Below are 24,886 nucleotides of genomic sequence, written 5' to 3'. Positions count from 1 at the left end.
TTTCGGGAAGTCTGACCATCTTAGGGGCACGTCCCCATGCCGGGGATTTGGGAAACGCACATGACTTTCTCGCTTCGCTCCCGGAAACTCTTCAACACGATCGCCGTCGTGCTGGCGCTTGCGCTGCCGACCGCGCTGACGATCTCGTCGGCCGACGCCCGCGCGGGTGGCGGCATGTCGTCCGGTTCGCGCGGTACGCGCTCCTATTCGGCGCCGCCGTCGACCACGACCGCACCCGGCTCGGCCTCGCAGTTCAACCGCACCTACACCCAGCCGGGCGCAGGTATGAACTCGGCCGCGACCGCGCCCGCGCGCGGCGGCCTGTTTGGCCGCGCCGGCGGCTTCATGGGCGGCCTTGCGGCCGGCTTCCTCGGCGCCGGCCTGCTCGGCATGCTGTTTGGCGGCGGCCTGTTCGGCGGCCTCGGCGGCCTGTCCTCGATCATCGGCCTGATCATCCAGATCGCGCTGGTGGTGCTCGTGGTCCGGTTGGCGATGTCCTGGTGGCAGCGCCGTCACGCTCCGCGGGCGGCTTACGCCAATGCTGAGGCCGGCGCAGCGCCCGGACCGCAGACGAACTATCGCAGCGGTCTTGGTGGCGGCCTTGGCAGCGGACTCGGCGGCTTCGGCTTCGGCGCCAACAACGCGCCGCTCGAGATCAAGCCGGACGACTATGAGGCGTTCGAGCGCTTGCTCGGCGACGTCCAGGCCGCCTGGTCGAACGAGGACGTGGCCAAGCTGCACACGCTCGCGACGCCGGAAATGGTCTCCTATTTCGAGCAGGACCTCGCCCAGAACCGCGCCCGCAACGTGGTCAACAAGGTCACGGATGTGAAGCTGTTGCAGGGCGACCTCGCGGAAGCCTGGCGCGAAGGCGAGACCGACTATGCCACGGTGGCGCTGCGCTTCGCGCTCACCGACAAGACGGTGGATCGCAACACCGGCGCCATCGTCGCCGGCAGCGAGCAGCCGGGCGAGGCGACCGAGATCTGGACCTTCGCCCGCCGGCCGGGCACGGGCTGGGAATTGTCAGCGATTCAGCAGACCAACTGATCGCTCAGCGCATCAGAAACCAGGGCGTCGTGCTTTCCGCACGGCGCCCTTTTTCTTTGGGTGTCTCGCCTCGCTGCATCGGAATAAGCGGCCGCGTGTCGGGTTGACATGGGGCGGTTAACAACAAGCACAACGGGAGGATAGCATGATCCGCATCGAGAGAACCGTGACGATTTCGAACCTTGCGCTCGCCATGGCCTTGCTGGCGGCGCCCGCGGCGCAAGCGCAGTCGGCCGACATGACCTTCTTCGTGACGTCGAACGGGCCCGGCAAGGGCGCCGATCTCGGCGGCCTTGAGGGAGCCGACGCGCAATGCCAGAAGCTTGCACAAGCCGCCGGCGCCGGAGCCAAGACCTGGCGCGCCTATCTCTCGACGCAGCCCGCCGACGGCAAGCCGGCCATCAACGCCAAGGATCGCATCGGCAAGGGGCCCTGGCAGAACGCCAAGGGCACGGTGGTCGCCAAGGACGTCGCCGAGCTGCACAGCGCGGCCAACAATCTCACCAAGCAGACCGCGCTCAGCGAAAAGGGCGAGGTCATCAATGGTGCCGGCGACCAGCCGAACCGGCACGACATCCTCACGGGATCGCAACCGGACGGCACCGCGTTTGCCGGGCCGGATGATCGCACCTGCAAGAACTGGACGTCGAGCACGCAAGGCGCTGCGATGGTCGGCCATTTCGATCGCCGGGGTCTGCGCGACGACGAGCCCTCGAAATCCTGGAACAGCTCTCACCCCTCGCGCGGGCCCGACGGCGGCTGCTCGCAGGCCGATTTGAAGACCACCGGCGGCGATGGGCTGCTGTACTGCTTCGCGGCGAATTGAGGCGCTGAGTTCTCTCCACCGTCGCGGAGCTCTCTCCATTCGTCATTGCGAGGAGCTCTTGCGACGAAGCAATCCAGAGTGTCCTCCGCGGAGGCATTTCTGGATTGCTTCCGCCTTCGCCAAGGCTTCGGCGGACAAGTCGCTTGCGCTCGCAATGACGGCGTATGTTGCGCGGCCGTTCCGCCTCACGCTGACGGAACCTTCAGCCACGTGCTACATTGGTCCGGTCGCCTCCACGCTCACGGACCTCTCCCATGACATACGAGCTCTACTACTGGCCCGAGATCCAGGGCCGCGGCGAATATGTGCGGTTGGCGCTGGAGGAGGCGGGTGCCGCCTACGTCGATGTCGCGCGCGGTCGGCGCGGATCGGCCGCGATGATGAAGATGATGGATGCGCGGAAGGGCACGCCGCCCTTTGCGCCGCCGTTCCTGAAAGCGGGCAAGCTCGTCATCGGCCAGACCGCCAACATCCTGCTCTATCTCGGTTCCCGCCATGGGCTTGCGCCGAAGACGGAAGCCGGCAGGCTCTGGGTGCACCAGCTCCAGCTCACGATCACCGACTTCGTCGTCGAGATCCACGACACCCATCATCCGCTCGGTCCCTCGCTCTATTATGAGGACCAGAAGGCGCCGGCGAAAAAGCGCACGGCTGACTTCTGGGACGAGCGCGTGCCGAAATATCTCGGCTATTTCGAGCGGCTGCTCGTCGGGAGCGGCGCCACCTATGTCACCGGTCGCCGCCCGACCTATGTCGACCTCTCGCTGTTCCAGATCGTCGAGGGCCTGCGTTATGCCTTCCCCAAACGCATGAAGGCGTTCGAGAAGGATGTCCCGGGCCTCGTCGGCCTGCACGACCGCATCGCCGCGCGCCCCAACATCAAGGCCTATCTCGCAAGCGAGCGCCGCATTCCGTTCAACGAGCAGGGCATCTTCCGCCGCTATCGCGAGCTGGATCGATAGCGGCTTCGTGCAGTTGGCGCGGTCACCAGACGCCGGGGATGAGGCGATAGCGCACCCGCGCCGTGTAATCGGTATAGCCGGGCAGGCCCTCGCGCAGCGTGCGCTCCTCGATCGGGATGCGAACCGCGAGCAAGGCGAGGAGGAGCGGCATCATCGCAAGTCCCCACCACGATCCCAGCAGCAACGGCACGCCGGTGAAGAACAGGATCATGCCGCTGTACATGGGATGGCGGACATAGGCGTAGGGACCGGTCGAGATCACGTGCTGCGCGCGCTCGGTTTGCAGCTTCACCACGGGCGCGGCGAACGAGTTCTCGCGGAACACCCACATGGTGAACAGTGTCGAGCCCAGGAACAGCCCGAGGCCGAGCACCTGCAACGCCGTCGGCATGTCGGAGGATCGAACACGGCGGTCGAGCCCCATCAGGACAAGCCAAACCAGTATGGCGACGACGAAGAGGGCCATGAACATCTTGTCGGCGGCCGGCTGATCCTTTTGCAGCACCGGCCGCAGGCGTTCGGCGAGCAGCGCCGGATCGGTCCGGTAGAGCCACCAGCCGCAGAGCGGGCCGAGCAGGGCGGAGGTTGCGAGGAACACCCAGGCCGACGGCCAATGCAGCGTCCCGGCGCACGTGAACAGCAGCGCGCCCATGCCGATGACGAACATTGTGTTCCGCAGCAGCAGCCGTGCGATCATGCGCAGGTCCCGGGCGAACGGCGCACGATCCTGGTGCAGCTATCCGGCAAAGATGCGGCCGGACATGCCAAGAGCCCGATCAACCGGATCGGGCGCTTCGGTTTTGGCAAGCCTGATCAGGCGAGCTGATCGATCCGCGTGCCCTGACCCGGCGGCAGCGGCGCCGGCGGCTGCGGCTTGAAGGTCGGATTCTCGTCCTTGACCTTGGTCTGATCGTCCTGCGGCTTGGTCGTGTCGTAGTTCGGAACCACGATCGCGATCGGCGGGGGCGCAACGGTGGAAACCTTCATCCGCAAATCCTCACACATGGAAACAATCAAGCCTGCCCTGCGAGGAGCGAAATTTCCTTCAAGCCAATCGTTAAAATGCGAGGGAATTGGCGCGGTGAAGGCTGTGCATGCGCGGCATCCGCGCGGTGCAAACCGAGACGACCAGGCCTCTCCCCGTCATTGAGAGGAGCCCTTGCGACGAAGCAATCCAGATTGCTTCCGCGGATACAGTTCTGGATTGCTTCGCTGCGCTCGCAACGACGGAGTTCGTGGCGACCGCGTCGCGGCCCAACTGCGCCCCTATTCGTCCTTGCCGCGTGTGATGGCGATGGACGCCTCCGTCTTGGTGCGGATGCATTCCATGTTGAGCCGGCGGTAGCGCATGGTGACCTTGTCGCCGCGGAGCAGGCCCATCCGTTTCAGGCAGCGCGTCGCGCCCGTCGTGGTGTCGTCCTTGGTCACGGTGAAGACGATCGCCGCCATCGAGCCGACCAGCGCGTAGAATTCCGGCTTGGGCTTGCGATCACTCTTGGCGTAGAGCTCGATGGAATATTTGTCGCCGCGGCAACCCACGGACAGCTCCTTGGCCGCCGGGTGCGTGAGATAGACGACGTTGGCGGCCCGGAAATTCACCTTGAGGCGATCGACCTGGCTCGCCAGCTCCTTGGCGCTGTCGTCGCAGCGATCGGCGAGGGCAGGCGAGCCGAGGGCCACAAGGCCGGTGATGGCGGCGGCGACCAGGATCGCGCCGCGGACGTTCAGTTTCAATATCATGATGAAAAGCCCCTTAGTGCGCGCATTCAAGCGTCGGCGGACGCAAATCGCAAGGGTGGGCAGAGGCATTTCCACGAGCTGTGCCAATGCCTTCCCGTGCCGAACCTACCCCTCCCATGCGCACCGCTCCCTTTCTTTTCTGGCTAGAATGCGCTTAGAACGCTTCTATGCTGAGAGGCCCGCCACGGCCCCAAAACCCCGAGATTTGCCCCATGAACGCTCCCACCGCCTTCCCCGACCAGTCCAAGCCCGTTCCGCCCTACAAGCACACCCCGCTGTTCCCGCTGGGCAAGGACGAGACGCCCTACAAGAAGATTTCGTCCGAGGGCGTCAGGGTCGAGAAGGTGCTCGGCAAGGACATGCTGGTGGTGTCGCGCGAGGCGCTGCGGGCGCTGTCGGAGGCGGCCTTTGGCGACATCAACCACTATCTGCGCCCCGGCCATCTGAAGCAGCTCCGCGCGATCCTGGAGGACGGCGAGGCGAGCCCGAACGACAAGTTCGTCGCGCTGGACTTCCTCAAGAACGCCAATATCGCGGCCGGCGGCGTGCTGCCGATGTGCCAGGACACCGGCACCGCGATCATCATGGGCAAGAAGGGCTGCAACGTCATCACCGACGGTGACGACGAGGCGGCGCTGTCCGAAGGCGCGCGTGACGCCTACCTGCGTCGCAATCTGCGCTACTCGCAGGTCGCGCCGCTCTCGATGTACGAGGAGAAGAACACCGCCAACAACATGCCGGCGCAGTGCGAGATCTACGCCGAGGGCGATGACGCCTACAAGTTCATGTTCATGGCGAAAGGCGGTGGCTCCGCCAACAAGAGCTTCCTGTTCCAGGCCACGCCTTCGGTGCTGACCAAGGACCGGCTGCTCGCGTTCCTGAAGGAAAAGATCCTCACCCTCGGCACCGCGGCGTGCCCGCCCTATCACCTCGCCATCGTGATCGGCGGTACCTCGGCCGAGCTGTGCATGAAGACGGTGAAGCTCGCTTCGGCGCGCTATCTCGATGCGTTGCCGACGCACGGCTCGCCCGACGGCAACGCCTTCCGCGACGTCGAGATGGAGAAGGAAATCCACAAGATGACGCAGTCGCTCGGCGTCGGGGCGCAGTTCGGCGGCAAGTATTTCTGCCACGACGTGCGGGTGATCCGCATGCCGCGCCACGGCGCATCGCTGCCGATCGGGCTTGGCGTGTCCTGCTCGGCCGACCGCCAGGTGCTCGGCAAGATCACCAGGGACGGCGTCTATCTCGAGGAGCTCGAGCACAACCCGGCGCAATACCTGCCGCAGGTCGAAGAGTCGCTCGGCGGTGAGGTCGTCAAGATCGACCTCAACCAGCCGATGAAGGACATCCTGGCGACCTTCTCGAAATATCCGATCAAGACGCGGGTCTCGATGACCGGCACCATGATCGTCGCGCGCGACAGCGCCCATGCCAAGCTGCGCGAACGGCTCGAGAAGGGCGAGCCGCTGCCGGACTATTTCAAGAACCATCCGGTCTATTACGCCGGTCCCGCCAAGACGCCCGAGGGCTACGCCTCCGGCGCGTTCGGTCCGACCACCGCGGGCCGCATGGATTCCTTCGTCGACCAGTTCCAGGCCGCCGGCGGTTCGATGGTGATGGTGGCCAAGGGCAACCGCGCGCCTAGCGTGCGCGAGGCCTGCAAGAAGTACGGCGGCTTCTATCTCGGCTCGATCGGCGGTGCCGCGGCCAACCTCGCCGAGCACTGCATCAAGAAGGTCGAGGTGCTGGAATATCCCGAGCTCGGCATGGAAGCGATCTGGCGCATCGAGGTCGTGGATTTCCCCGCGTTCATCATCATCGACGACAAGGGCAACGACTTCTTCAAGGAGTTGAACCTGGGTTGAGTGTCATGGCCGGGCTTGACCCGGCCATCCATCGCTCGTCAGAAGATGGATACGCGGGTCAAGCCCGCGTATGACGATTTGACCTGGCGGTGAAGTCTCGATGCGCGTCAGCTGCAATTCGTCACCTGGTTGGAGCACAGCGCGCGCCACCAGCCGCGGACGCCGTCGTGGCTCTCGACCAGGCCCCAATATCCGCTGCAGGCGAAGATGCGCTTCGGGCCGCCGTCGGTGTCGAGCGGTCCGCCGAGTTCGCGCTGGGCCGGCATCCATTTGGCATCGATGAAGGGCGCCTGAAACAGCCCGCCCATTCGCGTGGCGCCATTGGCGTAGTTCGCGCCGACCTTGTTCGAGGCGACCCAGCCGCGCCCGGCATAGGGCTTTGGCGCGCTGCGCGGATATCGCGTCTCGTCCTCATAGTCCTTGCCCGGCGGCCTCGCGTCTTCGATCAGGAACCAACCGTCCTTGAAGCCGATGATGCGGAATTCGGTCAGCCAGCCGCCCTCGGGCGTGTTCTCGGCCCCGCCGAGCCTGAGGCGGTAGGGCGGCGGCAAGGTGCCGAGCACGCGCGCCTTGACCGACGGCTCGGCGCGCACGTTGAGTCCGCTGGGATCCTTGTCGATGGACCAGGCGCCGAGATCGCAGGGCTCGGTGCCGGCAGGTAGCGCTGCGCGCTTGGCGGCGAGCTCGGCGTGCAGCCTGGCGAAATCATTGTCGTCGTTATCAGGGGCCGGCCCGGTGCGCGGCTTCAGCTCGGCTGACGTCGCCCGCGTCGCGTCAGCAGTCAGCGTGACGACCAGGGCCTGGCGCGCCGCAAAGGCGCTTCCCGGTGTCTTCGGATCGTTCGATGTCGCGGGATAGACCGCGAGATAACCGGTCGACCCCTCGGTTCGATAAGCGGTGCCGGCAACAGAGCCTGCCGGCACCAAGGCGAGCGCGCTCGCGCGCCACGCCGGTTCGCTGTCACCTGCGCGCGCGGCCTGTGCTGCGGACACGACTGCCGCCGCGATGAGGAGGAGCGCACGCATCGGTGCAGCGCGTGGCTTTACGCCCGCGCGCCTGTGAACGGGAAACTGCCCATCGGACCGATGCCCATCTCGCCGCTGATGCTGTCACCGGAGACCGTGCCGGTGAATTCGAGCGTGAGCGGCATCGGCTTGTCGATCGAGACCTTCCAGGAGACGTTGTCGCCGGAGACCGTGCCGTCGAAGATCTCGGTGGTATTGCCTTCCGCGCCTTGCGTGCCCGTGAGCGTGCCGCCCGCAGCCTTCAGGCTCAGCGTCGCCTGGCGCTCGCCCATCGGCGTCGTCATGGTCAGATTCCAGTTGCCGTCTACGGCCATTCCCGTCTCCCGAACAGATTGCGGCGGTCCGCGACGATCCGCGGCCGTCCTGAGCGAGCCTATAGCGCAACTCGCAGGTCCTGCCTAACCCTGCGATCGGCCAATCAGGCGCGGGCGGCGGCGCGCCGGCGGCTGGTGACGATGAGCCTGAGAACGACATACTGCACGGCAAAGGCCAGGATCTTGCCGCCGCCGGCGACCACCGTGAGATAAAACGCCCACAGCTTCAGATCACCCGTGGAGGCGACCACGATCATGCCGCCGCCGATCACGAACATCAGCACCGCCCAGGCATAGCCCGCGGCCGTCACATATTCCGGAACGGTTTCCACGACGAGCGGCGGCACGTAGCGCATCATCCAGCCACGCTTGAGCATGATGAGGCCGATCGCGAAATGCGCAATGGCGGGCTTTGCCAGCATGAAGCGCGGATCGTTGGTCAGCAATGTGATGCCACCCAGCCCAACGACGAGGGCAAGGCTCGCATACGTCATGTAGTTGAGTTGCTGCCCCTTGAGCCGGGCATAGATCACCTGCGCCGCTGCGCCGGCGATCGCAACCGACGTGGCCACGACGACATTGTCGGTGATGAGGTAGATGGCCAGGAAGAGGATGGCGGAAAAAAGGTCGGAGCCGAGACGGGCAAATACGTCCTTCATCGTGATCCTGTTCAGCGGGCCTGGGCAATCTGCACCGGCCTAGCATACTTGTCTTGGCGATGCTCTGGATACCCCCTTTCGTGCTGCAAACCGTGCTGCTGCAGGTCACCTGGAACTTCTACAGCGTCAAAACGACGTAGGTGACCTCGAGAAAACGAAGGACCGCAACGGTTTGCGTCAAGGCATCGTCGATCAATTCCGTCCAAGGCAGGAGCGGCAAGGCGGCGGCGCTCAGCAGACCGAGGCTGAGCAGGATGCCGGCGTCGAAGACCGTATGGCTCCGCCGCAGCCGGGTCGCCTGGAACGCGAGGGCGGCGCCGATCAAGGCGAGGAGGACGAGGCAGCCGGCATTGATCGAGGGCATATCCATGAGAGACGTCTCTGCATTCGCTTGTGTCATTTCGCCTGTTACGCCGCGCCGACCCAATTGCCGTGGAAGCCGTCGGGGACGCGGTGGCCGAGCTGCACCAAGGCCGCGGGGCCGGCCTCGATATCGGTGGCATTGAATACGGCGAGATCGCTGCGGTTTTCCCGCGCGCGCCAGACCACCGCGAGCAGCCAGCCGTCGCCTTCGGCGGCATCCTTGGATCGCTCGACGAAAACAGGCTCGGAGATGGTGTCACCGGCCGGCAGCAGGTATTGGCCGAGCCGCCTGCCGTTGCCGTCGACATGGACGATGCCCGACAGCGCGCCGAACATCGGCAATCTCGGATTGGCGCAGGCGTACCAGCCGTGACGACTCTTCAGCCCGGCGCGGCGATCGTCGATGCGCGGGAATTCCCCGGTGAGATCGTCGAGATAGGTCTGCTGGAAGCGGTCGGTATTGCCTGCGAGATCGAAGGTCCAGCGGCAATGCCGGGCGCGCGATTTCTCGGGATCGGTGGGGCGGCCGTCCGGATGCGGAAACAGCGGCGCTTCCTCGAACTGCATGACGTCGGCGATGATGCGGCTCCCGTCCTCCCACGCATTCATGACATGGAAGACGTAGCAGGCTTCGGCACGAAACCAGACGATGTCCTTGGTCGTGCCGCTGCGCTTCATCACGCCGACATAGGCGCCCTTGTCCGGCTCCCAGGCATAGGGCGGCTTTCCGCTCATCGCGCGCTCCATGCTGCCCGTGATCGGCAGGATCGGAAACAGCACATGGTTCGCGGTGACGATGAAGTCGTGCACCATGCTGGCATAGGGCGCCTCGAAGCGCTCAAAGCGCGTCGCCTTGCCTGTTGCGTCGATCGATCCGTAGGAGAGGGCGGGCGTCAGCGGGCCCGCCGCGTTGTAGCCGAAGAACACCAGCTCGCCGGTGAGGGGATCGATCTTGGGATGCGCGGTGAAGCTGCCGGCGACGCGGCCCTGGTAGTTGTGATAGCCGCGCGTCGCCAGCGTGCCCGGCTCGATCTCCGTCGGCAGGTGCGCTTCTTCCAGCGCCAGCAGCTTGCCGGCGTGGAAGATGATGTTGGTGTTGGCGACGCCGCCATCGGTCAGGTTTGCCGGCGCATCCGGCAGCTTGCGGCCGAAGCCGCCGAACAGCGCGCGGCCGGCGTCGTGCTCGGCGAGCCATTTCGGCGTGCGGACCCAGCGGTTGCGGTAGCTGGCGCGCCCGTTCTCGAGATGGAAGGCGTGCAGCATCCCGTCGCCGACGAACCGGTGCGCGCCGGGCGACTCGAACTGCGGATTGGGGCCGTTGCGATAGAGCGTGCCGTTCAGCTCGCGCGGCAATTCGCCGACGATCTTCAGGAAGGGCGCGTCGGCCTCGAACGGGATCGGCGCGATATTGTTGCTGCGCTCGGCCATGGCGTCGTGCTGCACGGCGATCCTCCCTCATCTTTACATCGTAAAGATCGGATAGACCCGATCGCAGCTTCCGTCAAGTGAAATCTTTACACTGTCAATATTGCGTCATATAGCTTGCAAATGACCAAGACAGACACCAAGGGCGAGGCGGCGCGCAGCCCGCGTGCCCCGAGAAAGACCACCTCGACCGCGGCGTCACGCACCGCGCGGCGCGCGAGAAGCGCCAAGACCGAGACGCCGTATCATCACGGTGCGCTCCGCGAAGCGCTGCTCCAGGCCGCCGAACGGGTGCTGGAGCGCGACGGGCTTGCCGGCCTGACATTGCGCGCGGTGGCGCGCGAGGCCGGCGTCTCGCATGCCGCCCCCACCCATCATTTCGGCGACCTGACGGGCCTGCTCAGCGAGCTCGCGGCCGTCGGCTTTCGCCAGTTCAACGTCGTCATGGCCACTTCGTGCGACGCCGCCACCACGCCGTTCGAAGCCGCGCTGGCGCGGCCGAAAGCCTACATCGCCTATGCGCAGGCCCATCCCGGCATGTACGGCATCATGTTCCGCACCGAGCGGCTGGATTATTCGAGGCCGTCGCTGCACGAGGCGGCCGAGGCGTCTTTCGCCGGACTGGCCAATGCGATCGGCATGATGCGGCAGGAGCAGATCAGCGGCGATGCGCTGACGCTGAACCAGGGCGCCGCGATCGCGCGGGCCTGGTCGCTGGTGCACGGCTTCACCATGCTGCTGCTCGACGGACGGCTGAAGGACATTCTCGCGCGGCTGCCGGAGGGAACGACCGCCGAGCGGCTGCTCGAGGCGATGCTGACGGTGCCTGTGACGCCGAGGCTTCCCGCGCCCTGATCAACCACGACGCACGCAACCCTCGTCGTGATCATGCGTTGACGCCGCATGGCAAAGACAGCACGCGCGCCCTGGAAACGCACAAATCCCCGCAAGCGGGCCGGCAAGGCCTCCAAGCACCTCAGTGCCGCGCAGAAATCCGCGGCGAAAGCGCGCGCCCGCCGCGCCGGCCGCCGCTATCCCAACCTTGTGGACAACATGCGCATGGTATCGAAGAAGACCGCCAAGACGAAGAGCTCCAAGAAGACCTCAAAGAAGGCGTCGAAAGCAAAGTCGAAGACGTCAGCCAAGAAGACCCGTAAGCGCACCGCGAAGAAGGCCAAATCCCGCAAACGCAGCGCATCCGCCCGTGAACAGGATCCGCGCGGCGGCCTGACGGCGGCGGGCCGCAAAGCGTTCGCGCGCAAACAGGGCGCCCATTTGCGCCCTGGCGTGACAAAGAAGGAATCGGAGATGACGCCGCAGGAGATGCGGCGGAAGGGCAGCTGGGCCGTGCGCTTCTATGGCCGCGCGAAGCTGCCGCCGCTGGTCGATGGCACGGGCCGGCCGACGCGGCACGCATTGTCAGCGCATGCCTGGGGCGAGCCAGTTCCGAAGACGGTGGCGGAGGCACGGCGCATCGCGGCGAAGGGCGAGCGCCTGCTGGCGCGCTATCGGCGCGTCAAGGCGAGAGGCTAATTTAGCGCATCGTGGCGAGCTCGACGGCGCGGCCGCGCGTGCCGATGATCTTGACCTCGTCCTTGGCGCAGGTGAAGCCGCGGGCGAGATCGTCCGCGGCCTTGCGCGCGAGTTCGTTGGCGTTCGGGTTGGCGATGGCGTCGACATAGGCGACGTGGCAGACCGCGCCCGGCGGCAGGCGGGTCACGACCAGCATGGCCTTGGTGCTCGGCCGCCCCTGCTTGTCGGGATCGGAATTGTCGGCGATGTGCCAGCGCTGGATGATCGCAAACGGCATTGCGCCGGCAGCGCGCCATTCGATGGTCGTCTCCGATGAATTGAACGGCGCGAACCAGACGTTGGCCGCCGGTTCCTCGCTTGCCGCCTTGCGGTTGCGTCCGACCGATACGATTTCGCGAAGGTCGTCCTCGGCGATCAGCACCATCAGGCCGTCTTTGCCCGGACAAACCCGCGTGCTGCTGCCGTCGAGCGCGCTTGCCTTGCCGATCTGCCGACAATCTTTGGGCGCCGTCGAGGTGTAGCTGCTGCTCACGGATTGGGCGTCGGCGCAATTCAGGCCGATGCAGGTCATCAGAGCAACCATGCCGAGGCTGGTAACGCGGTTCATATGCGGCTTCGATGCAGTGGGAACTTCGTACCATCAGACGTCTTGATTGTGGGCAAGGTTCAAACCCCGGTGGGATATACCTGACAGCGGCGCGGAATCGTTCTACAAGAGCGGCTTCGCTTGGGCTCCTCCTGCCTCGTTCGCGTTCTCATTTTCTCCATCATGCCAGCCACCTCGAACAAACCTTATCGTGTCGGCCGCTCCAAGACCGGGCTCGGCCTCTTCGCCACCAAGCCGATCAAGAAGGGGACCCGGATCATCCGCTATTTCGGACCGATCCTGGATTCGCGGATTCCAGAGCACGACGAGATCGAGAACAAATATCTGTTCGAGCTCAACGGGCGATGGACCATCGACGGATCGGTGCGCAAGAACCTCGCGCGCTACATCAACCATTCCTGCCGCCCCAACGCGGAATCGGACGTTCGTCCGCGCGAGCGCAAGGTCTATATCCGCGCCATCAGGAATATCGAGCCGGGCGACGAGATCAACTACGATTACGGCACCGACTATTTCAAAGCCTATCTGAAGCCGATCGGCTGCAAGTGCGATTCCTGCGAGAAGAAGCGCAAGAAGCTGCGCGCCGAGGCGAGGGCGGAAGCCGCCAAGGTGAAGGCGCGGGCCGAGCGCAAGGCCCAGAAGGCGGGCGCGAAGGTTGCCAAGAAGAAAAAGCTCAACGGCCACGCCTTCGCCAAGGCCAATGGCCGCGTGCGGGTGTAGCCCGCGCTTGCACCTCACGTCCCGCTGTCATGCCCCGGCTTGACCGGAGCATCCAGTAAGCTGCGGCTTCTCCGTATACGTATGTTGCCTCTTGAATACTGGGTCGCCCGGTCCTGTACGCAACAAGGCCGGGCGACGACGGCGCGTGGTGAGGGACGAGGGTTGCCTCACGCCGCCACGGCGTGCCCGCTCTTCTTCAAGCCCACATATTGCAGCTCGGCGAACACGCCGGTGGCGATGGCTTGCGCGACGACCATGAGCTGGCCGGCGAAATTCGGCGACACCGTGCCCGAGAGCAGTAGCGCGATGCTGCCGACGGTCCAGGCCGCATTGCCGATCACGACCAGCAGCACGAGCGATTTCGCGACCGTGGCCCGCGAGGCGAGCCAGCCGACCAGCGCCGTGTAGGCGATCAGGAACAGGCCGGTCTCGCGCAGCAGCGCTTCAGGCAGGTTGAACAGCGCTGCGAACGCGCTCGCGCCGAAGGTGAAGCCGAGCGCGGCGACGCCGCTGAAGATGGCGTCGGCGAACAGGGCGCGGCGCAGGAAGGTGGAAGCATCGAACATCTCAGGTCTCCTTGGTTGGGCTGGGGTGGAACTTTAACGCCGACCGCGCCACCAGGCGCGGAGCAGATGGGCGAGACGGAACGGGCAGAGCCATCTGCCGACGCCGTGCTCGAAGGCGATGACCTGTGCGACGACATAGCCGCCGGCCGAATGCACCACCGGCTCCGGCATGTTGAGGCTCCGCGCCAGCATCCGCGTTGCGAACGCCATGGCCCAGGGCAAGACGTGGTCTGCGACGGTCCGGTAGAGCAGCAACGCGATCATGGTCATCTCCTGTTGCGACCCAAGATGCGCGTGCTCGTCCCCCAATTCGATTACCTCGGTGGTAATGGAAGCGCCTAAATCCACGTGCTAGCTTTTGACCATGAACGCACATGCTTCCACCGCACGCACCGAGCGCAGCCAGCCGGTCCATATCGGCGACCATTTGCGCGAATGGCGGCAGCGCCGCCGCATGAGCCAGCTCGATCTCGCCGGCGAAGCCGAAATCTCGGCACGGCATTTGAGCTTCGTCGAGACCGGCCGCGCCGCGCCGTCGCGCGACATGGTGCTCAGGCTCGCCGAGCGGCTCGACGTGCCGTTGCGCGAACGCAACGTGCTGCTGGTCGCGGCCGGTTTCGCGCCGGCCTTTCCGCAGCGCCCGCTGGAGGATCCCGCCTTGAAATCAGCCCGTCAGGCGATCGACCTCGTCCTGAAAGCGCATGAGCCCAATCCGGCGCTTGCGGTGGACCGGCACTGGAACCTGGTCTCCGCCAACCGCATGGTGGCGCCGTTGCTCGATGGCATCCCGCAGCATCTGCTCGGCCAGCCCGTCAACGTGCTCAGGCTCGCCTTCCATCCCGAGGCGCTGGCACCGCGCACGGTCAATCTCGCCGAATGGTGCGGGCATCTCCTGGAGCGGCTGCATCGGCAGTGCGAGGCGACGGCGGATCCGGAGCTGATCAAGCTCTACAACGATCTGAAGACCTATCCGATTCCGGCGCGCTCGGCGCCGCTGCCAGCCGACAACGTCGCGATTCCCTTCAAGCTGCGGCTGGGTGGTGAGGTCCTCAGCTTCTTCTCCACCACCATGGTGTTCGGCACGCCGGTCGACATCACCCTGTCGGAGCTGGCGCTGGAGACGTTCTTTCCGGCGGACGAGCGCACCGCCGAACGGCTGAAGCAGATGGCGGCCGGGCTGCGCTAGCGCCGTTTACAGGACGGAGCAGCGCTCGCATAATCGGCGGATGGACACACGCGCGTTCCGGCGATTGCGGCCGGCCAATCCCGTCGGTGATCTCCTGCGCGGCTGGCGCACCCGCCGTGCATTGAGCCAGGCGGAGCTGGCGTTCGAGGCCGGCATCTCGATCAAGCATCTGAGCTATGTCGAGACCGGGAAGGCGGCGGCCAGCCGGGACATCCTGCTGCAGCTCGCGTCCGCGCTCGATCTGTCCTTGCGTGATCGCAATGCGCTGCTCGAGGCCGGCGGCTTCGCGCGGCAATATGGCGAGCGCGATCTGTCGGCGCCGGAGCTTGCCGAGGCGCGGCGTGCCATCGATCTTCTGCTTCTCCGTCACGAGCCGTTCCCGGCGATCGTCACCGACCGGCGCTGGAACGTGATGCAGGCCAATCGCGCCGCCTCGCGCCTGATGATCATGCTGCTTGGCCCTCTCCGCATGCAGCGGCCGCTCAACCACATGCGCATGTTCCTCGCTCCCGACGAGCTCAAGCCGTTCGTCGAGAACTGGCCGATTGTTGCGGCCGCGCTGCTGACGCGGGCGCGGCATGAGGCAATGGCCGCGCCGCTCGACGAGGCCCTGCAATCGACCTGGCGCGAATTGATGCGGCTGCCGCAGCTGCCTGTGCCGGCGACCGAGGACAACGCCGCCCCGGGGCCGCTCTGCGAGGTGCGGCTGCGCAAGGGCGATATCGGCGTTGGTCTGATCGGTGCCGTGCTGACGCTCGGCACCCCGCAGGACGTCACGCTGCAGGAGCTTCGCGTCGAGATGTTCATGCCTGTTGATGCGGCGTCCGAGGCCGCCCTGGTCGCGCTTGCAGCTCAGGACGCCTGAGCCTGCACGGCTTCGCGCCGCTCGAAGCTCATGGCCTGCATCACCTCCGCGAACGGCCCGTTGCGGTCACTCAGCGTCGCCGTGGTGAGGCCCGCGCCATGGGCGCCGACGCGCGTCGCGGCGCGGATTAGGATCCATTCACCCTCGGGCGGACGGAAGAAATAGAGGCTGATCTCCGGGTTGATGAAGGTCCATTGGCGCATGTCGACGATCTGCGCGACGCCGCTGGAGAAGTCGGCGGCCTGCACCGCCTGGAGCAGCGGCGTGTTCGGCTCGCCCTCGACCAGCGGCGCATCGAGCCGCATCCAGGCCGCCGCCGGGCCCGGCTTCTCCAGCGCGCCCTCGATGAGGCGCACCGACACGTTCTGGAAGTAGCGGCTCCATTTCTGGGCGAAGGCGGGCGGCGGGCTGCCGGCCTCGGGGCCCTTGTCGACGGGCGCGGGCCTTGCGAACGGATCAACCGGCGACTCGTCACTCGGCGCCGTCAGCAGCGCCGTGCAGCGGCCGATCTCGGTCTCGCCGTCCATCAGCCGCACCTGCAGGGTCTTGGCCTTGCGACCGTCGCGCAGCAGCTCGCTGACCGTCCTGAACAGGCGCAGGCCCGCCGGCCGCCAAAGATCGAAGGTCAGACGCCGCACCGCAAAGCCGGATCTGGCGGCGAGGCGCTCGACCTCGCGGGTCATCAGCGCGGTGGTGGCGCTTCCCTGCAGCATGTCCGGCGACCACGGCCCGCCGGCATGCTCGGTGGCCCGGAACAGATCGCATTCCGGCTTGAAAATGGCGCTCATCGCGGTCTCCCCTTTGGGCTTGATCGTGGCCGTAAGTATCGGGGCGGGGAGAACCGGTCACAATAACCGCAGAGGTGAAGTCGTGAGCCATGCAGGACGGGTGCCTTGTGCCGCCCCCGGTTAGGCTTATGTTCGGGCGGACCCTCGAAGTGCCCGAAGGAGGCGCCTGACATGAGCACGCTGAAACCGCTCCAGATCGACGTCGTCTCAGATGTGGTCTGCCCCTGGTGCTATATCGGCAAGCATCGCATCGAGAGCGCGCTGGCGCTGGTGCCCGACGTGCCGGTCAAGCTGAATTTCCGTCCCTTCTTCCTCAATCCCTGGGTACCGCGCGAGGGCATCAGCCGCGAGGCCTATCTGACCCAGAAGTTCGGCTCGGTCGAAGCCTATAAGGGCATTGCGGGACGCGTTGTCGCGGCCGCGAGCGAGGAGGGGCTCGTCTACAAGCCGGAGCTGGTGGCGCGCCAGCCCAACACGACCGACTGCCACCGCCTGATCCTCTGGGCGGACGCGATCGGCAAGGCGCCCGAGATGAAGCAGCGTCTGATGGAGTTGTACTTCCGCGACGGCGGCGATCTCACCGATGTGAACGTGCTGGTGCAGGCGGCCGCCGACATCGGCCTCGACGCCGACGACGTGCGCAAGCGCCTCGCTACCGACGAGGACGTCGCGCGCGTCTCGGCAGATGCGCAGGAAGCCGCCGACAAGGGCATCTCCGGCGTGCCGACCTATGTCTTTGCGCAGAAGTACGCCGTCTCCGGCGCGCAGGATCCGAACCTGCTCGCCCGCGCCATTCGCGAGGTCTCTGCGGAGATCAATGCACAGGCGGCGGAGTAGCCCCGCTCATTTGCGGAGCCGGCGAACCACGCCGCGCGTGGCCTCGTGCGCGGCGTTGAGGCCGACCAGCGCACCGTGAATGAGCGCCACGACCGGATCGTGCCGCCGCAGCGGGATCAGCACATCGCCGATCGCGAGGCGTCCGCGCCAGATCGGGTTGATCATGGGGTGATCGGCATTCGCCGTCGAGTCCGCGCTGGCGACGGCGGGGTCGGCGCAGAGATGGCGGGTGAGGTCGAGCGTGAGCTGCACGCCCGGCGAATATCTTGCAAAGCGCTCGTCGATCCCAAGCTTGAAGAAGAAGGCGCGATCCTGATGGCGCAACACGATGCCGGCGGCAATCGGCGTCGCGCCGGCGCGAAGGGTGACGATCTCGCATTGCGCGGTCTCCGCCAGCGCGGGAACCGCGCGGCGGATGAAGGTTGCGTCGCCCGCGTGCTGAACCAGCGCGGTGCCGCGCTTGCCCTTCCAGCCGCTGGCTTCGAGCTGCAGGAAGGTTTCGAGCGCAGGTCCGATCTGGTCGGAGCTGCGCGCAATCTCGAACACGACGGAGCCGTGCTCCTCGAGACGGTGGCGCTGGCGCCGCAGCTCCTTGAGCTTCTTGGCGCCGAGCGCCTCGCGCAACAGCGCGTCTCCATCCTGCGTCGCATCGAGACTGGCACGGATATAGGAGTTGAGGATTCTCGGCTTCACACCGTCGCGGTGCAGCACCTGCTTGAGCGATGCCATCGCTGCGCCGTTGAGCGCGACGTCGGTCAGCACGAGCGCATGCGCGCCAGCCTCGCGCGCCTGCTGCAGCAGACGCGCAGCGGCTTCGCGCGGAGCGTCGCGGTCGAGCAGCGGGCTGCACAGCGTGCCATAGGGATGCGCGCTCACCAGGGCGGGCAGGGGGATCTTCAGGGCGCGCCAGAGCGAGACCACCGGCAACAGGCCGATCAGCCGCGCCGAAGTGCCGTCAAATGCGGACAGTGCCGAGGCATCCGTGCGACCGCGCGCAGTTGCGCTGACGGCGAGCTCCCAGGCGGGCAGGTAATATCCGTTCGGCTCGATCGCCCGCTGCGCCAGCGCGCGCCATTGGCCGGTGTCGACGGCGTCGAGCGGGACAGGCGCGCGCTCCATCGCGGCATCCCTTGCCGATGCCGGATTGATCGCAGCCTGATGCGCGATGTCGACCACGTCCCGTCGTCCCCGTTCACACGAGCTGGGCCCGTGCCACCGATCATGCTTAGCGCAAAGATTGGAAAATACCGTTGGCACGCCGCCGCAATTCGAGCGGTAGTGTTAACATTCCATTCAGCATCCGGCCGGGGGTGACCCTGAGGAATCGTGGCTAGTCTCCCGGCACGAAATGATCGCGGGTGCTCGCGCGGCCGCCGCTGGCGGTATCGGTGATGGTGATCTCGATGTCGCGGGAGGTCTTCGGCAGGTCGCTGGGCCCGACCTGTACCGACAGCCTGACCTCGCGGGTCTGATCCTGCCCGACCTCGATGATGGGCTTGCCGCCGGGTTCCGCCTCGATGCCGGCGACGCGAATGGTCGCGCCCGGCAGACCGGAGACTTCGAGCGCAAACGATCGCTGTGCACTCTTGTTGAGGATACGCACGGTGTAGTCGTTGCGCACGCCGCCGTCCGAAAGCTGGACGAAGAGGGGATTGCGCTCGTGCAGCACGTTGACGTCCATCGTCGCGCGAGTGGCGAGAGTGTACAGCATGATGCTGCCCACGATGGCGATGGCCGCGGCATAGATCAGCGTGCGCGGACGGATGATGCGGTAGATCGGCGGCTTGCCCTCGCGTCGGCGCTGCATGTTGATGTCGGTGTCGTAGCCGATCAGGCCCTGGGGCCGGCCGATCTCGCGCATGACGTTGTCGCACGCGTCGATGCACAGGCCGCACTGGATGCAGCCGAGCTGGATGCCGTGGCGGATGTCGACGCCGGTCGGGCAGACATTGATGCACTGATGGCAGTCGACGCAGTCGCCGGCGGGTTCGCCATAGGTACGCGCGGCATCCGCCTTCTTCACCGACATGCGCGGCTCGCCGCGGTCGCGCCGATAGGTGACGTTGAGCGCCCATTCGTCGGTCAGCGCCGCCTGGATGCGCGGCCACGGGCACATGTAGATGCACATCTGCTCACGGGCATGACCGGCAAAGACATAGGTCGTGGCGGTGAGGATGCCGATCCAGAGATAGGCGATGAACGGTGCCTGGAAGGTCGCGAGCTCCTTCACCAGCGTCGGCGCGTCGGAGAAATAGAGCACCCAGGCGCCGCCGGTCCACCAGGCGATCATGATCCAGAGGAGGTGCTTGAGTGCGACCTTGCGAAGATGGTCGAACGTCCAGTAGCGCTTGTCGCCCTGCATGCGCTCGCGCCGGTCGCCCTCGACCCAACGCTCCACCGCGTAGAACAGGTCTGTCCACACCGTTTGCGGGCACATGTAGCCGCACCACAGCCGTCCTGCGACCGCGTTCATCAGGAACAGAATCATCGCCGCAATGATGAGGAGGCCGGTGAAATAATAGACCTCCTGCGGCCACAGCTCGATGAAGAAGAAGTAGAAGCGCCGATGCGGGAAGTCGATCAGCACGGCCTGGTCGGGCAGGCCGGGTCCGCGATTCCAGCGCACGAACGGCAGCAGGTAATAGGTTCCGAGCGTGACGCACAGGATCGCCCATTTGATGCGGCGGAAAGGGCCATGGACCGACTGCGGATAGACCTTCTTCCGTTTCTCGTAGAGAGGTCCCTCGATGAAGGTGTCGTCGGTCATGGCAGTGCTCCCCGCGTCTTGCGAAGGCGAGAGTCCGACTTGCCGGCGCAGAAGGGACGGTACAGAGTCTCCAGCACTGCGCGGACTTCCGGGCTCGCGATGCTGTAGTATATCGTTCGGCCGCCCCGCCTCGGTTTGACCAGGCTCAATGCGCGCATCTTTCCGAGATGCTGGGATAGCGCGGCCATGGTATTTGCGCCCTGCGCAAGGGCGCTCTCGTTCAGGAGAGGCTCATGGTCACGACGTCTTTTACGCCGATCGCGTCACTCGCTGGCGGAGCGATGATCGGGCTTGCCGCCGTTCTGCTGATGTGGGCCACGGGGCGGATCGCCGGCGTCAGCGGCATCGCCGCGCGGCTGTTTCCGCCCTATGAGGACCGCGAACTCGCTGGGCGCCTCGCCTTCGTCGCCGGACTCATCGTCGCGCCCGTGCTGGTCCGGCTCGTCACGGGAGACCTGCCGGCGCAGACGATTGCGGCGGGGCCGGCCCTTCTGATCGTCGGCGGGTTGCTCACTGGTTTCGGTTCGGTGTGGGGCAGCGGCTGCACCTCCGGCCACGGCGTTTGCGGCCTGTCGCGGCTGTCGGTGCGCTCGCTGATCGCGACCATCACCTTCATGGCCGCCGGCATGGCCACCGTCTTCGTGATGCGGCACTGGAGCTGACGGCGATGGCAATCCTGGTTCAATTCGCGATCGGGCTGATCTTCGGCCTCGGCCTCATCATCTCCGGCATGTCGGACCCAGCGAAAGTGCTGAACTTCCTGGACGTCGCCGGCATTCAGGCAGGGACATGGGATGCAAGCCTCGCCTTCGTGATGGCGGGCGCGGTGGCCGTGACCTTCGTCGGCTTCAGCCGCGTTCTCAAGCTTCCGCGTCCATTCTTCGCTGATCGCTTCTATTTGCCGACGCGGCGAGACATTGATCCCAGGATCGTCGCGGGTCCTGCGATCTTCGGGGTCGGCTGGGGGCTGGTGGGCTTCTGCCCGGGGCCGGCGCTGACTGCGCTCGGCTTCGGCTCGCTCTCCGCCGTCATCTTCGTCGTCGCGATGTGCGCCGGCATGGTGCTCGCCCGCTTCATCGCTCAGCTGCCGTCATCGACGCGCTACGTCACGCCGGCCGATCCACTCGAAACCTGAGGTCACAGCAGAGAGTTAAGTCATGGACAAGAACTACCCCGATATCACCAGGAACATCTCCGCCAACCTGAAGAAGTTGCGGAGCGACATTCCGGATACCATGAAGGGATTTGCTGCGCTCGCGCAGGCCGCCACCCGCGACGGCGCGCTGGACAAGAAGACTAAGGAGTTGATGGCGCTGGCCCTCGGCGTCGCTGCGCATTGCGATGGCTGCATCGGCTTTCACACCGAAGCGCTCGTCAAGCTCGGTGCGACGCGTCAAGAGATCGAGGAGACCCTCGGCATGGCCGTCTACATAGGCGGCGGACCGTCGCTGATGTACGCCGCCGACGCGATCGCGGCCTACGAGCAATTCCAGCAGCAAGCGACCGCCGCATAACAGCGGTTCTCGATTACGATCATGCGAACGGGACCGGGCGATTTGCCTCGACCGGTCCCGCCTATCAATCCGTCATTGACTACCAGCGGTCATCGACGCCCACGCCGACGCTCACGCCAGGGGCGCGAATGCCGACGCCGGCGCGCGGGCCGTCATCGTAGTGGCGATGATAGGTCCGGCGCTCATAGTAGCGGTCGCGCGGCATGTAATTGTAGGAATCGCGCACGATCACGCGCGACCCGCCGCGCGTGCGATAGCAGCGGCCGTCTTCGTCGCAGACGAGTCGCACCTGCTGCACGAGATCCGGATTGGTGTATTCGCTGGTCGTATAGATATCGGAAGCCTTGGCCCCCGAGGCGGCGGCCAAGGCACCCACGCCCGCCAGCAGCGCAATTGTCAACGTCCTCATCATGTCCTCCTCGAAACTGCCCTCGGCGGTAACAAGAAGGGGAGGCGGTGATCGTTCCGGGTCATCTACAGGTTTTTCCCGGAACCTAGGCGGGTTCCTAGATCGGCTCGTAAGTCTCGGTCCCGCAGATGTCGTCGGCGTCGGCGCGCCGGCGGTCCACGACCTTGCCGCCGTTGATCGTCACGATGTAGGTCTGGGCGCCGAGCGACGTGCCGGTCGCCGAGGTGAGCTGCGCGCGGACGCACGCCGTCCAGCCCGGTCCTCGCAGCTCACGATGCGGCGGGGCGACGTGAACCTCACGCGGATAGGACGTTGCGAGAAAGACGACGTCGATCTGTTCGCGCAGCAAGCGCTTGACGTCGGGCGGCGCTTCCGGCGGCGGCTGCTCGGCCTCCTTCATGCGCATGAACTCCGGCACCGGTGCGCGGCTGTCGGCAAAGCCGCAGGCACCGAGCGCAAGCGCGCCAGCGAGTAGCGCCGCATGAGCAATGATCCGCAACATCCGTGAAGGTCCCCTGCGGGCCAACAGATAGGCACGATTGCGATCCGACGAAGTCGCGGCCGATCAAGATTTGCTGAAGTCCTGGAACCCGCGGCATTGCTATTCCGCGGTTGCGGACTGATTTGTACCCCATGGGCGGGGCATTGCGGACATGCGGCTTCTGGTAATTGCGGCCGCCGTGCCGGCGCTGACTACCGCCTCGGCGCAGGCGCAGGCGCAGGGCCGGCGCCGGCCCAATGACGGCGGCGAGCCGATCGAGGTTGCGGTCTTATCATCGCGCGGTCGTTGCGTGATTGCGAGCCAATCATGATCGTGTTGTGCATGCGATGCGAACCTTCGTTCACATCGCGCCCGCTATTGCACGAAAGCGAGGCCGACGCGCTTGTCGCTGCGCCAAACTGTGCGACAATGCCGTACGAAATCGTCACACGCGATCGAGAGCGTGACCGATTGCGGCAACATGACGGGAGTGTCGAGGTCGATCGCCGCGCCGCTCGCCGACATGTTTCGCACTGTGCAAGGAATGCCGCTGCTTTCAAAGGTGATCTTTCCGCCCTTGAAAACACGGTGACGTTGCGATGTGCGCTTCTCAATCATCCGCGTTAGTCCTGCCGATGAGTAGAAAGTAGTGCAGAGAAATTACGTTGAACTAAACTCAATACTGGCGCTACTTGCACGGCGTTTCAGACTTTGTTTACGACGTTGGAACGGCGAGCCGCTGCCACGAACCTGCCCAAAGAGCCTACACAATTGCCTTTCCTTTATGGCGCGACGCGCCGATGGAGATATTGATGAAGACTTCGCTTTCGGTTTTGTTCGCCGCCGTGCTCTCGCTGGCCTCGATGCCCGCCCACGCCGTCAAGTGGGACCTCTCGACCATGACCTGCAAGCAGTTCCTCGAGAGCGGCGAGGACAACATCGGCGTCGTGCTGACCTGGATGGACGGCTGGTACAAGGGCGACGAGGACAACGCGATCATCGACACCGACGTCTTCATCGAGAATGCCAAGAAGTTCGGCACCTATTGCGGAAAGAATCCGACCGTCAGCGTCGTCACCGCGGCCGACGAGATTCTCGGCAAGTGACATTGCCGGCGCAATGACGGCAAGCGCGATCGCGCTTGCTGTCCCGACACGATTTCCATCGAGAGCCGCCTCGAGCCTTGCGCTTCGCGCGGCTCTCTTGTTTTCAGGGTGCGTTCACTCCGGCAGCATCGCGAACGCGCTCGACACCATCGCGGCCGGCTTGCCGTCGGCGGCCGAGAGCAGCGTGACGCGGCCAAAGCTCATGGTGCGCCCGAGCCGCACCACGCGCGCGTCCGCCAGCACGTCGGACGCGGCGATCGCGCGCATGAAATGCGTGGTCTGATCGACCGTGGTCATGGGACGGTAGCCGCGATTGGCCGCCAGGATCGCGATCACCATTGCGGTATCGGCGAGCGCCATCAGGGCCTGGCCGCAGACTACGCCGCCATTGCGGCACAGCCGCTCCGAAAACGGCATGCGCAGCAGCGCGCCGGGCTGCCAGTCCGGGACGTCCGCGGGCGGCACATGCTCGATGCGCTCGACCGCGAGGTTGAGATCCTGGACCCAGGGCGCAAAGACCTCCCCGAGGATGCGACTGGCGTCGGCGGGGCCGAACTCGGCTTCTGGCTGCGTTTGCATTGCTGTCGCGCTCTCCTGTGTTGCCGGATGTTTCACCGCATTGTGCGCGCATCGGCGAGGCAAAGTCACCCGGTCTGGCGCCGGCCGCCTCGGCTTGAAAATGCCTGACTTGGCCCGATATGATGCCTGGCTTGGGTAGGGGTGGATGATGTTGCGTCGCTGTATCCTCGTCTTTGGCATGGGCCTGCTCGGTCTCGCGCTGAGCGGGTGCACCAAATGCGGTCCGATCTGGGACGATTGGCTGCAGGCGCCCAAATCATGCCGATCGGATCGGCACTAGCGGCCACCGGGTCGTGACCGGGCTGACGAGGATGACACGGCGCGGGGCGATCCGCGCCTCATGGAAGATTTAAGGAGTGGATGATGAAGCTTTTCCGTTTGGCCGCGGTGCTGGCCGTGCTGGCGGGACCTGCCTACGCGCAAATGCCCAACATCAATTTGATGCAGGATGCCCCGAGCAAGTCGCCGGAGGAGAAGGCCATCGAGGCCGAGCGCGAGAAGGCCTACAAGGAAACGCTGAAGAAGATTCCGGATACCAAGGCGTCCAGCGATCCCTGGGGCGGCATGCGTGCCGAACAGCCGAAGCAGCCGGCGGCGCCGAAGGCGTCCTCGGCCGCAACCAGTGCGCCGAAGAAGACCAAGAGTGGGACGGCCGCCAACTGACCCGTTCCTGGGGAGCCACAACGCTCCTCGGAA

The 24,886-nt window shown here is 65.6% G+C and carries 33 protein-coding genes and 1 pseudogene; 15 read left to right on the top strand and 19 right to left on the bottom strand.

Annotation, left to right across the window (positions count from 1 at the left end; all coding sequences use genetic code 11):
• Positions 1–36 precede the first annotated feature (36 nt).
• The 3 genes from P0R31_RS14535 to P0R31_RS14525 all read left to right on the top strand — a co-directional run bounded on the left by P0R31_RS14535 (position 37) and on the right by P0R31_RS14525 (position 2,838).
• Positions 37–1,050 (top strand): Tim44 domain-containing protein, encoded by a 1,014-nt coding sequence (locus tag P0R31_RS14535; protein ID WP_275514660.1) that lies wholly within the window; start codon positions 37–39, stop codon positions 1,048–1,050.
• A 145-nt stretch (positions 1,051–1,195) separates the two neighbouring features.
• Positions 1,196–1,876: a lectin gene (locus P0R31_RS14530; RefSeq protein WP_275514659.1), complete on the top strand. Its 681-nt coding sequence runs from the start codon at positions 1,196–1,198 to the stop codon at positions 1,874–1,876.
• Between the two features lie 254 nt (positions 1,877–2,130).
• Positions 2,131–2,838: a glutathione S-transferase gene (locus P0R31_RS14525; RefSeq protein WP_275514658.1), complete on the top strand. Its 708-nt coding sequence runs from the start codon at positions 2,131–2,133 to the stop codon at positions 2,836–2,838.
• A 22-nt stretch (positions 2,839–2,860) separates the two neighbouring features.
• Here the strand turns inward: P0R31_RS14525 and P0R31_RS14520 are convergent, their stop codons facing one another.
• The 3 genes from P0R31_RS14520 to P0R31_RS14510 form a co-directional block, all read right to left on the bottom strand.
• The gene (locus tag P0R31_RS14520; protein WP_275514657.1) at positions 2,861–3,535 is read right to left on the bottom strand and encodes a methyltransferase family protein; all 675 of its coding nucleotides are present in this window, start codon (positions 3,533–3,535) and stop codon (positions 2,861–2,863) included.
• 116 nt (positions 3,536–3,651) lie between these two features.
• Positions 3,652–3,825, bottom strand: coding sequence for a hypothetical protein (locus P0R31_RS14515; protein WP_167361693.1), 174 nt, complete (start codon positions 3,823–3,825; stop codon positions 3,652–3,654).
• Between the two features lie 279 nt (positions 3,826–4,104).
• Positions 4,105–4,578, bottom strand: a complete 474-nt coding sequence (locus P0R31_RS14510) for a hypothetical protein (RefSeq protein ID WP_275514656.1) — start codon at positions 4,576–4,578, stop codon at positions 4,105–4,107.
• 212 nt (positions 4,579–4,790) lie between these two features.
• Between P0R31_RS14510 and P0R31_RS14505 the strand changes: the two genes are divergently transcribed.
• On the top strand, positions 4,791–6,446 hold the full coding sequence (locus tag P0R31_RS14505) for a fumarate hydratase (RefSeq protein WP_036027899.1): 1,656 nt from the start codon (positions 4,791–4,793) through the stop codon (positions 6,444–6,446).
• Between the two features lie 107 nt (positions 6,447–6,553).
• Here the strand turns inward: P0R31_RS14505 and P0R31_RS14500 are convergent, their stop codons facing one another.
• The 5 genes from P0R31_RS14500 to P0R31_RS14480 form a co-directional block, all read right to left on the bottom strand.
• A complete protein-coding gene (locus tag P0R31_RS14500; protein WP_275514655.1) occupies positions 6,554–7,471 on the bottom strand; it encodes an SH3 domain-containing protein in 918 nt (305 codons plus the stop codon).
• A gap of 17 nt (positions 7,472–7,488) precedes the next feature.
• Entirely contained in the window at positions 7,489–7,785 is a 297-nt protein-coding gene (locus P0R31_RS14495; RefSeq protein ID WP_036013050.1) for a hypothetical protein, read from the bottom strand.
• A 104-nt stretch (positions 7,786–7,889) separates the two neighbouring features.
• Positions 7,890–8,444 carry an inner membrane-spanning protein YciB gene (locus tag P0R31_RS14490; RefSeq protein WP_275514654.1) on the bottom strand — a complete coding sequence of 185 codons (555 nt, stop codon included), beginning with the start codon at positions 8,442–8,444 and terminating at the stop codon, positions 7,890–7,892.
• Between the two features lie 118 nt (positions 8,445–8,562).
• Complete coding sequence (locus P0R31_RS14485) at positions 8,563–8,814, bottom strand: hypothetical protein (RefSeq protein ID WP_275514653.1); 252 nt, start codon at positions 8,812–8,814, stop codon at positions 8,563–8,565.
• 38 nt (positions 8,815–8,852) lie between these two features.
• Complete coding sequence (locus tag P0R31_RS14480) at positions 8,853–10,250, bottom strand: carotenoid oxygenase family protein (protein WP_275514652.1); 1,398 nt, start codon at positions 10,248–10,250, stop codon at positions 8,853–8,855.
• Between the two features lie 105 nt (positions 10,251–10,355).
• On the opposite strand from P0R31_RS14480, the gene P0R31_RS14475 reads away from it, so the two are divergent.
• Both P0R31_RS14475 and P0R31_RS14470 read left to right on the top strand, forming a co-directional pair.
• Positions 10,356–11,087 (top strand): TetR/AcrR family transcriptional regulator, encoded by a 732-nt coding sequence (locus P0R31_RS14475; protein WP_275514651.1) that lies wholly within the window; start codon positions 10,356–10,358, stop codon positions 11,085–11,087.
• 48 nt (positions 11,088–11,135) lie between these two features.
• Entirely contained in the window at positions 11,136–11,765 is a 630-nt protein-coding gene (locus tag P0R31_RS14470; protein WP_275514650.1) for a DUF6321 domain-containing protein, read from the top strand.
• 1 nt (position 11,766) lies between these two features.
• Here P0R31_RS14470 and P0R31_RS14465 read toward each other — a convergent pair whose 3' ends face one another.
• Positions 11,767–12,372 carry a hypothetical protein gene (locus P0R31_RS14465; RefSeq protein ID WP_275514649.1) on the bottom strand — a complete coding sequence of 202 codons (606 nt, stop codon included), beginning with the start codon at positions 12,370–12,372 and terminating at the stop codon, positions 11,767–11,769.
• A gap of 162 nt (positions 12,373–12,534) precedes the next feature.
• Between P0R31_RS14465 and P0R31_RS14460 the strand changes: the two genes are divergently transcribed.
• Entirely contained in the window at positions 12,535–13,092 is a 558-nt protein-coding gene (locus P0R31_RS14460) for an SET domain-containing protein (protein ID WP_275514648.1), read from the top strand.
• A 167-nt stretch (positions 13,093–13,259) separates the two neighbouring features.
• Here the strand turns inward: P0R31_RS14460 and P0R31_RS14455 are convergent, their stop codons facing one another.
• On the bottom strand, positions 13,260–13,658 hold the full coding sequence (locus P0R31_RS14455) for a hypothetical protein (protein ID WP_275514647.1): 399 nt from the start codon (positions 13,656–13,658) through the stop codon (positions 13,260–13,262).
• Between the two features lie 33 nt (positions 13,659–13,691).
• Entirely contained in the window at positions 13,692–13,922 is a 231-nt protein-coding gene (locus P0R31_RS14450; RefSeq protein ID WP_275514646.1) for a hypothetical protein, read from the bottom strand.
• A 100-nt stretch (positions 13,923–14,022) separates the two neighbouring features.
• On the opposite strand from P0R31_RS14450, the gene P0R31_RS14445 reads away from it, so the two are divergent.
• Positions 14,023–14,844, top strand: coding sequence for a helix-turn-helix domain-containing protein (locus P0R31_RS14445; protein ID WP_275514645.1), 822 nt, complete (start codon positions 14,023–14,025; stop codon positions 14,842–14,844).
• A gap of 40 nt (positions 14,845–14,884) precedes the next feature.
• Entirely contained in the window at positions 14,885–15,709 is an 825-nt protein-coding gene (locus P0R31_RS14440) for a helix-turn-helix domain-containing protein (protein WP_275514644.1), read from the top strand.
• On the opposite strand, the gene P0R31_RS14435 is transcribed toward P0R31_RS14440, so the two are convergent.
• The gene (locus tag P0R31_RS14435) at positions 15,697–16,497 is read right to left on the bottom strand and encodes a thioesterase family protein (RefSeq protein ID WP_275514643.1); all 801 of its coding nucleotides are present in this window, start codon (positions 16,495–16,497) and stop codon (positions 15,697–15,699) included. The two genes, P0R31_RS14440 and P0R31_RS14435, sit on opposite strands and share 13 nt — an antisense overlap.
• A 171-nt stretch (positions 16,498–16,668) precedes the next feature.
• Between P0R31_RS14435 and P0R31_RS14430 the strand changes: the two genes are divergently transcribed.
• Positions 16,669–17,334, top strand: coding sequence for a DsbA family oxidoreductase (locus P0R31_RS14430; protein WP_157280777.1), 666 nt, complete (start codon positions 16,669–16,671; stop codon positions 17,332–17,334).
• A 6-nt stretch (positions 17,335–17,340) separates the two neighbouring features.
• Here the strand turns inward: P0R31_RS14430 and P0R31_RS14425 are convergent, their stop codons facing one another.
• From P0R31_RS14425 to P0R31_RS14415, 3 genes and pseudogenes are all read right to left on the bottom strand, one after another.
• Positions 17,341–18,510 carry a GNAT family N-acetyltransferase gene (locus P0R31_RS14425; RefSeq protein ID WP_275514642.1) on the bottom strand — a complete coding sequence of 390 codons (1,170 nt, stop codon included), beginning with the start codon at positions 18,508–18,510 and terminating at the stop codon, positions 17,341–17,343.
• A 154-nt stretch (positions 18,511–18,664) separates the two neighbouring features.
• The gene (ccoG, locus tag P0R31_RS14420) at positions 18,665–20,101 is read right to left on the bottom strand and encodes a cytochrome c oxidase accessory protein CcoG (RefSeq protein ID WP_275514641.1); all 1,437 of its coding nucleotides are present in this window, start codon (positions 20,099–20,101) and stop codon (positions 18,665–18,667) included.
• A pseudogene (locus tag P0R31_RS14415) lies at positions 20,098–20,286 on the bottom strand (ArsR/SmtB family transcription factor); the annotation flags it as partial. The gene ccoG and the pseudogene P0R31_RS14415, both read right to left, overlap by 4 nt.
• Positions 20,287–20,334: 48 nt before the next feature.
• On the opposite strand from P0R31_RS14415, the gene P0R31_RS14410 reads away from it, so the two are divergent.
• The 3 genes from P0R31_RS14410 to P0R31_RS14400 are packed head-to-tail and all read left to right on the top strand — an operon-like array spanning position 20,335 to position 21,615.
• On the top strand, positions 20,335–20,763 hold the full coding sequence (locus P0R31_RS14410; protein ID WP_275514640.1) for a YeeE/YedE family protein: 429 nt from the start codon (positions 20,335–20,337) through the stop codon (positions 20,761–20,763).
• Between the two features lie 5 nt (positions 20,764–20,768).
• Positions 20,769–21,236, top strand: a complete 468-nt coding sequence (locus P0R31_RS14405; RefSeq protein ID WP_275514639.1) for a DUF6691 family protein — start codon at positions 20,769–20,771, stop codon at positions 21,234–21,236.
• A 22-nt stretch (positions 21,237–21,258) separates the two neighbouring features.
• Positions 21,259–21,615: a carboxymuconolactone decarboxylase family protein gene (locus P0R31_RS14400; protein WP_275514638.1), complete on the top strand. Its 357-nt coding sequence runs from the start codon at positions 21,259–21,261 to the stop codon at positions 21,613–21,615.
• A gap of 79 nt (positions 21,616–21,694) precedes the next feature.
• On the opposite strand, the gene P0R31_RS14395 is transcribed toward P0R31_RS14400, so the two are convergent.
• The 3 genes from P0R31_RS14395 to P0R31_RS14385 form a co-directional block, all read right to left on the bottom strand.
• Positions 21,695–22,027 carry a hypothetical protein gene (locus P0R31_RS14395; protein WP_275514637.1) on the bottom strand — a complete coding sequence of 111 codons (333 nt, stop codon included), beginning with the start codon at positions 22,025–22,027 and terminating at the stop codon, positions 21,695–21,697.
• Positions 22,028–22,121: 94 nt separating this feature from the next.
• Complete coding sequence (locus P0R31_RS14390; protein ID WP_275514636.1) at positions 22,122–22,526, bottom strand: hypothetical protein; 405 nt, start codon at positions 22,524–22,526, stop codon at positions 22,122–22,124.
• A gap of 354 nt (positions 22,527–22,880) precedes the next feature.
• Complete coding sequence (locus P0R31_RS14385) at positions 22,881–23,123, bottom strand: PilZ domain-containing protein (protein ID WP_275514635.1); 243 nt, start codon at positions 23,121–23,123, stop codon at positions 22,881–22,883.
• Positions 23,124–23,317: 194 nt separating this feature from the next.
• On the opposite strand from P0R31_RS14385, the gene P0R31_RS14380 reads away from it, so the two are divergent.
• Complete coding sequence (locus tag P0R31_RS14380; RefSeq protein ID WP_275514634.1) at positions 23,318–23,611, top strand: HdeA family protein; 294 nt, start codon at positions 23,318–23,320, stop codon at positions 23,609–23,611.
• A gap of 114 nt (positions 23,612–23,725) precedes the next feature.
• Here P0R31_RS14380 and P0R31_RS14375 read toward each other — a convergent pair whose 3' ends face one another.
• Positions 23,726–24,190 carry a PaaI family thioesterase gene (locus tag P0R31_RS14375; protein WP_275514633.1) on the bottom strand — a complete coding sequence of 155 codons (465 nt, stop codon included), beginning with the start codon at positions 24,188–24,190 and terminating at the stop codon, positions 23,726–23,728.
• 363 nt (positions 24,191–24,553) lie between these two features.
• Between P0R31_RS14375 and P0R31_RS14370 the strand changes: the two genes are divergently transcribed.
• Entirely contained in the window at positions 24,554–24,853 is a 300-nt protein-coding gene (locus P0R31_RS14370) for a hypothetical protein (RefSeq protein ID WP_275514632.1), read from the top strand.
• The last annotated feature ends 33 nt before the right edge of the window (positions 24,854–24,886 follow it).

Source organism: Bradyrhizobium yuanmingense (assembly GCF_029167105.1).
GTDB classification, from domain to species: Bacteria; Pseudomonadota; Alphaproteobacteria; order Rhizobiales; family Xanthobacteraceae; genus Bradyrhizobium; species Bradyrhizobium yuanmingense_A.
Note: the sequence above shows the minus strand (reverse complement) of the source record. Positions and strands in the feature narration are given on the sequence as shown.

Coding starts and splice junctions, on each gene's coding strand:
- P0R31_RS14430 (WP_157280777.1), top strand. CDS start 16,669: ATGAGCACGCTGAAACCGCTCCAGATCGACGTCGTCTCAGATGTGGTC.
- P0R31_RS14405 (WP_275514639.1), top strand. CDS start 20,769: ATGGCAATCCTGGTTCAATTCGCGATCGGGCTGATCTTCGGCCTCGGC.
- P0R31_RS14445 (WP_275514645.1), top strand. CDS start 14,023: ATGAACGCACATGCTTCCACCGCACGCACCGAGCGCAGCCAGCCGGTC.
- P0R31_RS14370 (WP_275514632.1), top strand. CDS start 24,554: ATGAAGCTTTTCCGTTTGGCCGCGGTGCTGGCCGTGCTGGCGGGACCT.
- P0R31_RS14450 (WP_275514646.1), bottom strand. CDS start 13,922: ATGATCGCGTTGCTGCTCTACCGGACCGTCGCAGACCACGTCTTGCCC.
- P0R31_RS14455 (WP_275514647.1), bottom strand. CDS start 13,658: ATGTTCGATGCTTCCACCTTCCTGCGCCGCGCCCTGTTCGCCGACGCC.
- P0R31_RS14475 (WP_275514651.1), top strand. CDS start 10,356: ATGACCAAGACAGACACCAAGGGCGAGGCGGCGCGCAGCCCGCGTGCC.
- P0R31_RS14495 (WP_036013050.1), bottom strand. CDS start 7,785: ATGGCCGTAGACGGCAACTGGAATCTGACCATGACGACGCCGATGGGC.
- P0R31_RS14460 (WP_275514648.1), top strand. CDS start 12,535: ATGCCAGCCACCTCGAACAAACCTTATCGTGTCGGCCGCTCCAAGACC.
- P0R31_RS14490 (WP_275514654.1), bottom strand. CDS start 8,444: ATGAAGGACGTATTTGCCCGTCTCGGCTCCGACCTTTTTTCCGCCATC.
- P0R31_RS14525 (WP_275514658.1), top strand. CDS start 2,131: ATGACATACGAGCTCTACTACTGGCCCGAGATCCAGGGCCGCGGCGAA.
- P0R31_RS14380 (WP_275514634.1), top strand. CDS start 23,318: ATGAAGACTTCGCTTTCGGTTTTGTTCGCCGCCGTGCTCTCGCTGGCC.
- ccoG (WP_275514641.1), bottom strand. CDS start 20,101: ATGACCGACGACACCTTCATCGAGGGACCTCTCTACGAGAAACGGAAG.
- P0R31_RS14515 (WP_167361693.1), bottom strand. CDS start 3,825: ATGAAGGTTTCCACCGTTGCGCCCCCGCCGATCGCGATCGTGGTTCCG.
- P0R31_RS14470 (WP_275514650.1), top strand. CDS start 11,136: ATGGCAAAGACAGCACGCGCGCCCTGGAAACGCACAAATCCCCGCAAG.
- P0R31_RS14440 (WP_275514644.1), top strand. CDS start 14,885: ATGGACACACGCGCGTTCCGGCGATTGCGGCCGGCCAATCCCGTCGGT.
- P0R31_RS14385 (WP_275514635.1), bottom strand. CDS start 23,123: ATGATTGAGAAGCGCACATCGCAACGTCACCGTGTTTTCAAGGGCGGA.
- P0R31_RS14505 (WP_036027899.1), top strand. CDS start 4,791: ATGAACGCTCCCACCGCCTTCCCCGACCAGTCCAAGCCCGTTCCGCCC.
- P0R31_RS14410 (WP_275514640.1), top strand. CDS start 20,335: ATGGTCACGACGTCTTTTACGCCGATCGCGTCACTCGCTGGCGGAGCG.
- P0R31_RS14530 (WP_275514659.1), top strand. CDS start 1,196: ATGATCCGCATCGAGAGAACCGTGACGATTTCGAACCTTGCGCTCGCC.
- P0R31_RS14395 (WP_275514637.1), bottom strand. CDS start 22,027: ATGATGAGGACGTTGACAATTGCGCTGCTGGCGGGCGTGGGTGCCTTG.
- P0R31_RS14400 (WP_275514638.1), top strand. CDS start 21,259: ATGGACAAGAACTACCCCGATATCACCAGGAACATCTCCGCCAACCTG.
- P0R31_RS14485 (WP_275514653.1), bottom strand. CDS start 8,814: ATGGATATGCCCTCGATCAATGCCGGCTGCCTCGTCCTCCTCGCCTTG.
- P0R31_RS14375 (WP_275514633.1), bottom strand. CDS start 24,190: ATGCAAACGCAGCCAGAAGCCGAGTTCGGCCCCGCCGACGCCAGTCGC.
- P0R31_RS14520 (WP_275514657.1), bottom strand. CDS start 3,535: ATGATCGCACGGCTGCTGCTGCGGAACACAATGTTCGTCATCGGCATG.
- P0R31_RS14390 (WP_275514636.1), bottom strand. CDS start 22,526: ATGTTGCGGATCATTGCTCATGCGGCGCTACTCGCTGGCGCGCTTGCG.
- P0R31_RS14510 (WP_275514656.1), bottom strand. CDS start 4,578: ATGATATTGAAACTGAACGTCCGCGGCGCGATCCTGGTCGCCGCCGCC.
- P0R31_RS14465 (WP_275514649.1), bottom strand. CDS start 12,372: ATGAACCGCGTTACCAGCCTCGGCATGGTTGCTCTGATGACCTGCATC.
- P0R31_RS14535 (WP_275514660.1), top strand. CDS start 37: ATGCCGGGGATTTGGGAAACGCACATGACTTTCTCGCTTCGCTCCCGG.
- P0R31_RS14435 (WP_275514643.1), bottom strand. CDS start 16,497: ATGAGCGCCATTTTCAAGCCGGAATGCGATCTGTTCCGGGCCACCGAG.
- P0R31_RS14500 (WP_275514655.1), bottom strand. CDS start 7,471: ATGCGTGCGCTCCTCCTCATCGCGGCGGCAGTCGTGTCCGCAGCACAG.